General features: G+C 57.7%; 9 protein-coding genes. 2 read left to right on the forward strand and 7 right to left on the reverse strand.

Features of this window, described 5'->3' with window-relative positions:
- Positions 1 to 7: 7 nt before the first annotated feature.
- The 7 genes from NF78_RS30960 to NF78_RS28110 form a co-directional block, all read right to left on the reverse strand.
- A complete protein-coding gene (locus NF78_RS30960) occupies positions 8 to 736 on the reverse strand; it encodes a hypothetical protein (RefSeq protein WP_156119693.1) in 729 nt (242 codons plus the stop codon).
- The gene (locus NF78_RS30345) at positions 733 to 2,208 is read right to left on the reverse strand and encodes a TrbI/VirB10 family protein (protein WP_081972545.1); all 1,476 of its coding nucleotides are present in this window, start codon (positions 2,206 to 2,208) and stop codon (positions 733 to 735) included. The genes NF78_RS30960 and NF78_RS30345 overlap by 4 nt, the downstream gene beginning before the upstream one ends.
- Positions 2,208 to 2,942: a hypothetical protein gene (locus NF78_RS07460; RefSeq protein ID WP_035985570.1), complete on the reverse strand. Its 735-nt coding sequence runs from the start codon at positions 2,940 to 2,942 to the stop codon at positions 2,208 to 2,210. Before NF78_RS07460 ends, NF78_RS30345 begins: the two co-directional genes overlap by 1 nt.
- A 23-nt stretch (positions 2,943 to 2,965) precedes the next feature.
- Positions 2,966 to 4,066, reverse strand: coding sequence for a hypothetical protein (locus NF78_RS07465; protein WP_052049954.1), 1,101 nt, complete (start codon positions 4,064 to 4,066; stop codon positions 2,966 to 2,968).
- A gap of 40 nt (positions 4,067 to 4,106) precedes the next feature.
- Positions 4,107 to 4,829: a hypothetical protein gene (locus NF78_RS07470; RefSeq protein WP_035985571.1), complete on the reverse strand. Its 723-nt coding sequence runs from the start codon at positions 4,827 to 4,829 to the stop codon at positions 4,107 to 4,109.
- Positions 4,826 to 7,639 (reverse strand): hypothetical protein, encoded by a 2,814-nt coding sequence (locus NF78_RS07475; protein WP_197064787.1) that lies wholly within the window; start codon positions 7,637 to 7,639, stop codon positions 4,826 to 4,828. Before NF78_RS07475 ends, NF78_RS07470 begins: the two co-directional genes overlap by 4 nt.
- Positions 7,640 to 7,991: 352 nt before the next feature.
- The gene (locus NF78_RS28110; protein WP_052049956.1) at positions 7,992 to 8,207 is read right to left on the reverse strand and encodes a hypothetical protein; all 216 of its coding nucleotides are present in this window, start codon (positions 8,205 to 8,207) and stop codon (positions 7,992 to 7,994) included.
- Positions 8,208 to 9,208: 1,001 nt separating this feature from the next.
- Here NF78_RS28110 and NF78_RS07485 point away from each other — a divergent pair.
- Together NF78_RS07485 and NF78_RS30965 are read left to right on the forward strand one after the other, a co-directional pair.
- Entirely contained in the window at positions 9,209 to 9,985 is a 777-nt protein-coding gene (locus NF78_RS07485; RefSeq protein WP_035985572.1) for a ParA family protein, read from the forward strand.
- A 163-nt stretch (positions 9,986 to 10,148) separates the two neighbouring features.
- A complete protein-coding gene (locus tag NF78_RS30965) occupies positions 10,149 to 10,421 on the forward strand; it encodes a hypothetical protein (RefSeq protein WP_156119694.1) in 273 nt (90 codons plus the stop codon).
- The last annotated feature ends 117 nt before the right edge of the window (positions 10,422 to 10,538 follow it).

The raw sequence follows: 10,538 nt of genomic DNA on the forward strand, positions 1-10,538 counted from the left end.
AGAGAACCTAGAGAGCGGTAAAGTTCAAAGGCGGATCGTCACGGGCATTAGCCCCCCACTCCGCCAGGCGGGTAATCACCTCAGGGGAGACTCCGGCTTGCTCGGCGGCAGCAGGTACGGCTAGGCCACCTTGGGCCAACCGCAGAAAGTTTTGTAGTCGGTTCCACAAATCCTGGTTTTGCGCGATCAGTCCTCTGGATTCAGCCACCTGAAGCCCTCGGCGCACATCCCCTGGCCCCAGCAATGGGTGAATGGGAGAAGCAGAGTTCACGACGACGGTGTGATAGTCGGGCTCGCCGGTACCGAAGGCGATGCGAAATTTGTAGAGGCGGCGATTGCCCCCAGCCGTCTCGGTAATTACGGTCAGCAGCGTGCCGTTGGCCCTGGGCAAATTCTCAAAGGTCAGCCCCTGAATGCGTCTCAGATGAACCACCGAGGGACGACCCGAGACACAGCCTGAGCCCGCAGCGGTAGAGCAGAGCGGTTGATCAAAATCGAGGACTACTCGGGACGGATCATCGATCCATACCCGCACAATGCTTTCGTTCGTCGGGATAAAGCTCAAGTTGGTGCCATAGCCGGGCCAAAGGTGAATGACAGGAGCCTGACTGCCGGTTAGCCCTTGGGCATGGCTGGCAGAAACGGAATAGGCTGACTGAGCTTGAGCAGGGTGGGATGAGATACTTGCAAGAGAAAGTGCCCCGGCCACAATCCAGGGAGTCCAAGGTGTTTTCATAGCGCCACCGTTTGATTCACGTACACGTCGACCTCAGTGCCTGGTGGCAAATACCAGACGATGGGGCGATTCAAAATTTCATCCAGGGCCGCCTGATTTCGCGACTCCATCTGCCCCGACAGCTGCTCAAACGCGCCTTCGAGAATCCCGGCTAGAAGATTGGGCTCTCCGGTGTCCTGGGTGATCGCGCTACCTCCAACAGAGGTGATAACCGAGGATGTTTTGGGTCGATTCACCAACCCTGCCGCCCGAGATAACCCGGCCATGGCCGCCATCGTGGCATCCATGCGAGCGATATCCATCCCTGGGTCGTCGTACTTCTGAGCGATCAGGGGAGTGCCCTCTACCCCTCGCAGTTGAACGGCTCCAGCGGACAGCGGGATCTCTTGACCGGCCTGAATGAACGAGACCACCGCGAGCTGCACCAGGCCGCTGTCCGCTACCGATGTCACCTGTACCACTAGCGGTGTTTCTGCTGGTAAGCCGATCTCTCCACTGGCGCTCAGCAGAGGCTCGGTCAGCTGCACCACGAACTGAGGGCTGTCTGTTTCTGCAGCCCCTGCTGACCAGATCAAAGGTGTTTCCAACACAGCGGGGGCTTGGGTGCCGGTCAGCAGCAGGGGCGATGTCGGGGGCAAGGCCACCGGCTGGCCCTGGAGAATGGCTGCCTCTTCGGCATGGTTAATGTCACGGGGTGAGGGTAGGGTGCTAACTTGAGCCACTGGCGCTGGAGCCTCCGTGACTAGCGGTGCAGAGGTTTCCTGCGGTAAGGGACTGCCCTGTCCGTAGCTCCCCAAATGGGACAGTGCTAGCCATCGTTCCGTTGGATCGACGGCGGGTTGATCCGCAGATTGGGAAACGACGGGACGGGCTGAAACCGCAGGGGAGACGGGGGCTGGTCGAGGCAGTGTTGGTGCTGGCGTGGGTCGCGCCGCTACAGGTTGGGGAGGCCGTGCCGGGGGTGGAGGTGTGGGAGAAAACTCTGGGCCTTCTCTGGCGGTTGGCGCTTCCGGTTGAGCCGTAGGCTCTTCATCGGCTAGAGCTTCCAGTTCAGCCTGCTGACGCCCCATCGCTAAATCGGTGAGCAGCTGGCCCCGGTCATCAGTAGCACTCAGCTCAGTTTCCTCAACCATAGGCTCTGGAAAATCGGCTTGCACCTCTTCAGCCGGTGGAGAGTCGTTCTTCATTACCCCGCTAGTGAAGACGGCTAAGACGCCAATCACCAGACCGGTTCCAGCTGCGACAACGCCCAGCTTGGTAAAGGGGTTAGCCGCCAGGGATAGCTTGGGCTTTGGATCGCTTAAGGCCTGCCCATCAATATCCTCAGCATCCAGAAGGGGTTCTGGGTCCAGAGGGGTGGCGGGTGAAACTGGATAAGCATCCTGTGCTTCGGTGGCGACAGGTTCTGGTAGGTGGAGACCGACCAGGTCGGCCATCTCTTGGTCATCCCACAGATTATTGGGTGTTGTCACTACAAGTCCTCCCGTTCAAGTTCACGGATGGCGTAGATTTGCAGGCCAGTTTGGCGAATGCTGTAGATAGCCTGCTCCAGCGGAGTTTCGCCATCGGGCACGGCTGGCGCGGTGACGGCCTCGACAAACACCTCCCGATTAAAGGGAATCGCCTGGCCCAGGGCATTGGCATCGTTAAAGACATAGAGATGAGCCACCACCGCCACCTTCCAGCGGCCCTCCCCAACCACCTCAGGGCTGCCGACATGGTTGATTACCATCACCACCTGACTCGTGCCGGTGAAGACTCCCGGTGGGGTCAGTTCGGCTACCCGCTTCAAAAAGTCCTGGCGGAAGTCTTCAGAAAAAGCAAAGCTGGCTTGCCAACTGGCGGTGGCAATATTGCGTCTGCCGCGTTCCACCTCAATCGGTAGGCCAGGGTCGGCCCTGGGCTGGCTGGCCTCTTCTGCCGTGGTGGCAGGCAGGCTGCCGCTCCAGTTGAACATCAGCACCAGAGTGTCATTGACGAAGCGCCGAATGGTTTCTGGAGTGCGCTCCCGAGAGCCCATAGTGCCGACTCGAATCGCCTGCCCGTCCTGCATTTGCACCAGGGTGGGGGCATCCTGGCGGCTGATGCGGCTCAGGGCACCGGCCTGAAGAAACAAAACCACCAGCATTACCAGCTGCAACCCCACGCTGCCCAAGACAAACAGGGGTAGGTAGTTTGTGTTGCGTTTCTCAATCAACTGCACCATGGGACATGTCCTTGTGAGTGAGGTCAGCGACGGACGCGGTAGGCCCGACGTCGGGCCGAGTAGCCAGGGGCACGGGCAATGCCACCCATGGCCCCCGTCCCTGCGATCACCCCAGCGGTACTGGTGAGGGCTCCAAAAACCGTCATGCCACCGCCCGACGCCAGGGCCAGAGAGAGAATGGGAGCCAGCAGACCGAGAAAGAAGGGGGCAATCAGGGGATGGGAATCCCCGGCATTGAGTACCGCCAGGGAGACCAGGCCCGAAAGGATGTTGAAGCTGAGTTTGGCGATCGCCAAAGAGAAGAACCCCGTCAGCCAGGCGAATAGTGGTTTGGCCCCCACCGGCAGCAACGATCCGCCCACGGCGAGCGGCCCCAGGGTGGCGGTCAGCAACAAGGAAGCTTCAATCAGCCACTGAAAGGCAATATGCAGCGCCATCAACAGACCTCGGGTCACGGTCTGAAAGCCCGAACCCATTAGCGCTCCTCCAAACCGCAGGCCCGAGTCGAGGGGATTGTCCCCGGCCTGAGCCGCCTCCAATGCACGGGATAGGGCATTGGGATTGCCGGTTCTAGCGCGGTAGTCTTCGATAAACTCGTGGGCTTCAATCGCCGCCAGCTCAATGCAATTCGCCCGTTCTTCGGGGTTTTGCAACTCATAGCACTGGTTGCGGCGCTGAATGATGGTCTGCTCCACCGAGCCTTCTAGAACCGCCGCCTGATAGGCCTCTTGCAGGCGGATATCAGCAGCCGTGTAGGACAAGACATCCTGGTTGACTTGGTTAATGTAGTTGCGGATGTCCAGGGTGATGGCCGCCAGGCGATCGCCGTTGTTAGAGAGCAGCACAATCACCAGCAGCGGCCAGATGAAGTCGGCGTAGGCGCGGCTGCTTTCCCCTTCCACCATCTGCCGCGTCCACTGGGTCATAAAGAGGAGCAAAGTCGCGACAGCGAACAAGACCCCGACCCGAGCCAGGGCAAAGTAAAGGCCCCCCTGAAGCACGCTCTCCCAGAGCTGGTTCCAGCTTTCAGCCACCGCTTCAGACGCGACAGCGCCGCCCTCAATGATGTCGGCGGTATCGCGGGGTAATTGGGCGATCGGTGAGATGGGCCAATCCAGCAGCATGGGGGTTCACATCTAAATTGACGTCATGACAAACAGACGTCTAGAACAAACGGGCCTGGGCGCTAATTTGCAGGGTGTCGAGGGCATTGCCCAGCTCTTGCAGGCGGCGGGCACGGGCCTCTTGATCCAGGTTCTGAGACATGTTGGCCAGGTTGAGGTTGGTCAACTGGGCATCCTGGCGAGATTGCAGCAGTTCTGACTGCACGGCCCCGAGAATTTCTGACTGACGCGCATTTTGCTGGGCCATCTGCTTGATCGCCGCCTGGGTGGACACAGCGGTCTGAGCCGAGTCGGCGTGCTGCTGCACCTGGCCGATGGTGTCCTCAATCCAGGTGATTTTGTCGCGGGTGGCGGCTTGCCCGCTCTGGCCCAGCACCGCATCGACTTGGGCGCGAGTGAGCTGCCGGTCAACTTCATTGGCGGTTTCAAGCCCCGCATAGATGCTGTCGGACTGGGCTAAATCGCCCTCCAAGATGGTCGCCAGTTCCGTCGAGATTTCGGAACGTACCCGGTTGGGGTCAACCAGGCCCAGATCGCCCAGGACGTTTTGAATCACACCCTCCAGATCGCCGGGCAGCGGCGTGAGCAGGCCAGAGAGGGTTTGCTCGATATAGGTTTTGCTGGTCTCGAAGGCCTGGCGGAAAATGCTGAAGATATCAGTAAAGGCGGTATCGACCTGGGAGGCGGCGGCAGGTTTGATGGGTGCCACCAGCAGGGTAGTGGCCAGGATGGGAAGTAGGGCAACGCGAAGGCGCGGGTTCATGAATGACCTCCAGTGGGTAGGGAGTTGAAAGAAGACAGGGGAACTTCAGGATGGGGATTGCGCTCGGCAAACCAGCGCTCTGTAATCACGGAGAGGGGTTCACCGGATTGAATCGAGAGCACCAGTAGCCGGGCGAATTCTGCCAGGCCGGTGAAGGTATCGGGGGCATGGCGCAGCACTAAGTCTCGGGTCGTCTGCTCATCGGGGTTATTGGCCACGGCGGCGAGCTGAGCAAAGGCGGGATAGTAGCGGCAGTAGGTATAGAGGCCGTTGTTGTCCAATAACCACTGGCTGTAGATGCCCTCCCGTTTAGGAAAGAAGCTCTCGCTGGCATTGCGGCTGATGACAGACTTGGGATATTTGAGAATGCGCTCAAAGCTGTCTACCGCCATGGGCTGAATGCGACCAATCAGGCGAGTGGTCAGGTTTTGAAAGATCTTGGCGCTGGCGGGCGATTTATGGACGGTATCGGGATCTTGAGCCGAGATAATCACCCGAATCCCGGCCTTGGCTCCGTTGGCGCAGAGTCGGCCAATCAGGGCTCCAATTTCGTCAAACTCAAACAGGATGGGGGCTTCATCGATGAAGAAGATAGACGCTGGGGCTTCTAGGGCTCGCCGCAGGGCAGCGGCATAGGCAGAAAGGGCAAGCACAGCGGCATCTTCTTCGTTGGATAGATTGCGCAGGGCAAATACCAGCAGTTGAGCATCGGTCGGAAAGCTGGAGGGAGCCGAGATCGCCCGCCCCACCCGGCTGGAGAGCCAAAACCTGAGCCGTAGATCGATCATGTCCAGAGCCTTCGCGATGTTGCCGCCCACCTGGTTCAGATCCAGCTTTTCTGGGGTGCAGAAGTCGAGAAAGTCAGCTAGGGTCGGCATACTGCTCCAGGCCGCTGAGCCTAAGCGACCTTCCATCGCTTCCAGATAGCGCCGCTGAATCGGGGCATCGGCGAAGAAAGCATTGAGGGCCAGCACTAGAATCGAGCGAATGGTCTGGGTCATCACCGAGCTATTCGCTCCCGAACCCACAATCATGGTCAGCAGCGCCGACTCCAGGAATGACTGAAAGTCGTCGAGGCGTTCTTTGCGCTCGTCACCCGGCAGGTGACGCAGGTCAGGCAGCTCGAACAGGTTGTTAGACTCGCGGGAGATGTCGAAGTAGGCCCCCCCCACCAGTTGGGTGTAATCGGTGAAGGTCGAGGAGCCATCGGGCTTGGGAAAGTCGAGCGCGACTACTGGGAAGCGGTGGGCCAGCGCCTGGGTGAGGATGCCAGAGACCAGGACAGATTTCCCGGCTCGGGTGGTGGCAAACAGGCCCAGATTCTGGTGCTGGTTGAACAAATCCAGATGGATGGGTTGCCCCCCTTCTTCAGCAATCAGCTCAAAGCCACTCCTATCGCAGGGCTGGGTCACCACCAGCGGCATTAGCCCCGGTGCTTCGCCAGTCAGGTAGAGCTGCCGCCGTCCAAAGGGGGTCGCCATCAGCGCTTCCCAAACAATCGGCAGCGTCTGAAGCCACACTTTCCAGGCGTAGTCTTGCTCGCGCTCTACCCAGGCCGGGCGGCGAAAGCAGCTTTGGATATAGCGACAAGCTTCATCTAGCTGCTCCAGATCCGGTCGATGCACCAGAAATACAACAGCCGTGTGAATGGGTAGGGCACCCTCGAAGAGTTCCTCCTGGGCCTCAATCGAGCGCTTCATCTTCAACTCAGCGGCCACATCTACCGAGTGACTGTCTTCAGCCAAAGTGGCCGTCAGGTTTGACTGCTTCAGCATCCGCTGCACGGTGGTTTTCACCAGGGTTTCGTTGGCCCGCGTCAGCTGGCAGAAGATTTCGGTATCGGCCACCGTCTCGCGGGAGAGGATCTCCCACAGGTAGCGGAGCTGGGCCGATTCACTGGCCCAACCCCCAGGCTTTTCGAGGAACGTTAGCGGGGCTGCATACTGGCCCTTGACCTTGACCCAGGTTTTCCCGGCGGTGGGCACCCCGGCTCGCGTCAGCAGTGTGGTGCTGTGAATGTCGGAGTTGACCTGCTCGTGTAGGCCATCAGAATCCAGGATGATTAGTTGGGGAATGTTGATGGGGTTACTGGCGTTAAAGCGGTTCCACAGCAGTGCCCACAGATCCGATTCGCCAAGAGGTTTGACCGAGAGACCCATCTTGGTTGAGAGCACCTGCTCCCAGAGCAAAAAGCCGTCGGTAAAGGCCTTGGTGATCACCGTTTGCAGGCGCTGGTTTTTGGCCTGGCGCAGCTCACCTGTGAACGACTTCCACAAGGTTTCGCCTCTGCTGATCACCTTCTCGATGATGTCCTGGGCTCCTTCGGTACCGCTCTGGACGGTGTAGGTGACGTACAGCCGCAGGAACTTGGGTTTGCGCAGGCCCTGCTGAGTGAGTTGTTGGACTCGGGCGCGTTCAGCGGTGAGCAGGAACTTTAGAGCTTGGTTGGAGGCGATCTGGGTGAGTTGGGCTAAGGCCTGTTGGCGATCGCAGTCTGCCGAAAACGACCCCAGATGAATCGTCAGCCGCTCGCCGTTGGGCAAATCCTTCAGCCCCGATTCCAGCTGGTCAAAGACCGTCTTGACCTGATCGTCGGTCAATGTATTGTGGATGCCCCGGCAGTCGAAGCCAAACACAAAGCAGAGGTGCTCCCGGTTCTTGCCCTTCGTGAGAACGTAGGCTCCAACCTGCCGCCCCCGCAGTTCAATTCGCAGCATAGCGGCGAGGTTGAGCGCATCTTCAAAGGGCGTCAACGTGCTGACGAACTGGTTGCCGAGCTTGAGTCGGTGTTTGCCGATGGTCTGTTTCATCGTGAATAAACCTCAGATATCGGGCATAGCCGCGACTCCAGGTGGGAGTCGGCACAAATTTTGCGGTGAACTTCCAGCTCTGCCCCCCGGTGAGAATCCACCAGGTAGACATGCCCCAGGCGGCAATGAATCCAATCGAAATCCAGCTGAGGCTGAACCCTCGGCCTAACAGATAGGAGGCCCCCGTGATGCAGAACCAGGGAATGATCTGGTCGGCTGGAATGGGGCCTAACCGGGGTTGCGCTCCCAGGATGGTGTTAACGGGACGAAATTGAGATGCCATAAGCCGCTACTGGTGCTGAAAGGACGGTGTAGAGCTGCACCCTCGATCTGAATGGCCGCACAGCGACAACTAGCCGGTGATCAGCGTCGTTAGAACATCGCCAGCGGTGACGGCAATGATGATAATTAGCGGTGTGCGGGCAATAGTTTGCCAATCCTCGTCGTTGCGAGCGCTGTTGATCACCCGCACCAGCGAGATGCCGACATAGAGCAGAAACAGGCCCCGCAGCACGTTGAAGACCAGGGGAATGGCGTCGCCCGCAGCGGTGCCAAAGTTGGTAGTCATCCAGGTTTCAGCCCCACCAAAGAATTGGGCTTGGGCGGGATAGGCCAGCAGGGTGATCAGCCAGAGCAGCCCTAAACCCAGGAGCCGCCCAGCCTTTCGCCTAAAGCCCTGGGCCTTAGATGCCCGTCTGGATAGGGAACGGGAGGGTATTATGTCCCACCTCCAGGCAAGGCCTGTCAACCCTGCCATTACCAGCACCACGAGTAAGGCGGGGCCATGGATGAGGACATCTAGAGCGAGACATAGGAACGCTACGGCGAGTAGCGGCAGGTCTGGAAGCGGATTCATTCGACCTACCAGTCGTTCCACCAACGGAAAAATGTAGAGAGTTTTCATGGCTCAAATGAATTGAGTCTGACTGATGATTGAAGTCTCCTGAAATCAGTCAGATGACATGACTCGCGTGCTCACCAATGAGTGACCTATGTCACTTGAATTGCGTAATTTTTCGATCAATATAGCAATATTTTCTGGTGGTGGGGAAATGTCAATCTAAATTGTGGACTTAGACTCAGATAGCCCATAGTCACGCCTAAAGCCTATACAAGATGGTAGATATCGTGGCTGATTCTGTAATCTTGCGTCATGTTAATCAAGCTATTGAGCAATCTCTACTGATACTTAAGCAAGAAGATATTTTTTATAATTAGGTTATACATAATTCCCATTTGCCGGAATTTCTGCCGTCAATTATTAACGCAATTTACGGCGCACAAGAACTCTATGGTTACAGTCGAAATTGATCTATAAAAAATTTTTGAAAGCGACGCAACGGCATGTTATTAGGTTCCCTTTTGCCACAGATGTTTTCAACTCAATAGTTAAGGTTTAACTGACAAAATGACACAACAACTGATTTACAGACACAAAACAAGCTTATTGACGTCAATACGTCTTGATGTCTCTAAATTCACCATCTTAAATGCGGCAGGGGTTTGGGTAAGGCGAGCCTTGTAGAGGTGATCAGGAGCTGGGCGTTATACGAGGAGTGAAACACAGCTATGAAGACGGTAAGTTGTTTGTCGCTCTCTGGGGGGCAAGGGAAAACGTCGGTCTCGCTGCTGCTGGGACGGCTCCTGGCGAACCGGGGCCAGAAGGTGCTGATGGTGGATGCTGACCCGCAAGCGAATCTCACCTTTTATCTAGGCCATGATGTTCAGGCAAATGAACCCACCCTGCTGGAGGTGCTGAAGGGCCAGGTGGAAACAGCCGATGGGATCTATCCGCTGGCAGCGGCCAATCTGTTTTTGATCCCAGCTGATGAGGGGCTGCATAAGGCCCAGGAATACTTGGCCACCATCGGGATGGGAGCCATGGCTTTGCGCCATGCCCTGGAAGCAGTGGGGGATCTGTTTGATGTTTGCATCATTGACTCGCCGCCCCAGCGCACCCAGATTTGCTTATCGGTGGTGGGGGCCTCGGAATGGGTGCTTATTCCAGCGGAGGCCTCGACCAAGGGAGTAAATTCGCTGCTGTGTAGCCTGGAACTGCTGGAGGAATTGGGGCGCATACGGGCGTTTAAGGGCCAGGTGCTGGGGGTGCTGCCGTTTCGCGACAAATGGTTTGGTCGATCTCAGGCGACGGATAGTCGAGAGGCCATAGCGGCTATGCAGCAGGTGGCAGGCTCAATCCCGGTGCTGCCGTCAATTGTGGAGAGTGAGCGCTATAAGCAAGCGATTCGGCAGGGACAGCGGCTGTCAGAGATTGGGTACGGGGAGTTGGAATATCCGTTATGCAGGGTGATTGAGGCGTTAGAGCAGGGGCAAGGGAATGGCTGAGGATGCGCTGGAACGGTTGATGCAGCGGCAGCGCCCGAGTGTACCGCCCCGTGCCGATGGGTTGGGGGCAGAGTTACCTGTGAAGTCTCCTCAACAGGTGACAGTTGAGGGCAATGGGTCGGGATATAGTGACTCTAGCGAGTCTACGAGTGTTGACGTCAGTATGTCTGTTAGCCAAGATGATGAGGCGGAGTTACCGCAGCTAGTGCGGACAACGACCCGGTTGGAGGAAGAGATTGATAAGGCCCTGCGCCACCTCTGTATGGATGAGAAGATCACCAAAGAGGTGTGGTTTGAGGCGGCGTACCTCTACCTGGCGGAGCACCCAAAGGCGATGCAGGCGGTGAATGGGGTGGCAAAGGAGCGCTACCAGCGCCGGAAGCGGGCAGCGGATTTGAGGAAGCTGGAGACAATGCAGAAGCGATTGAGGGGTTAGACGATTGCGTCGGAGCTTGTTAAGCGAACGAATTGGGGCCAACCAATCGTGGTGACTTTAGAGTTTGGGGTTTTAATTACCCCAGGGCAGGGGGAGGTGATGAGCGTTCTAATGCGC

Source organism: Leptolyngbya sp. KIOST-1, from assembly GCF_000763385.1.
Taxonomy (GTDB): domain Bacteria; phylum Cyanobacteriota; class Cyanobacteriia; order Phormidesmidales; family Phormidesmidaceae; genus Nodosilinea.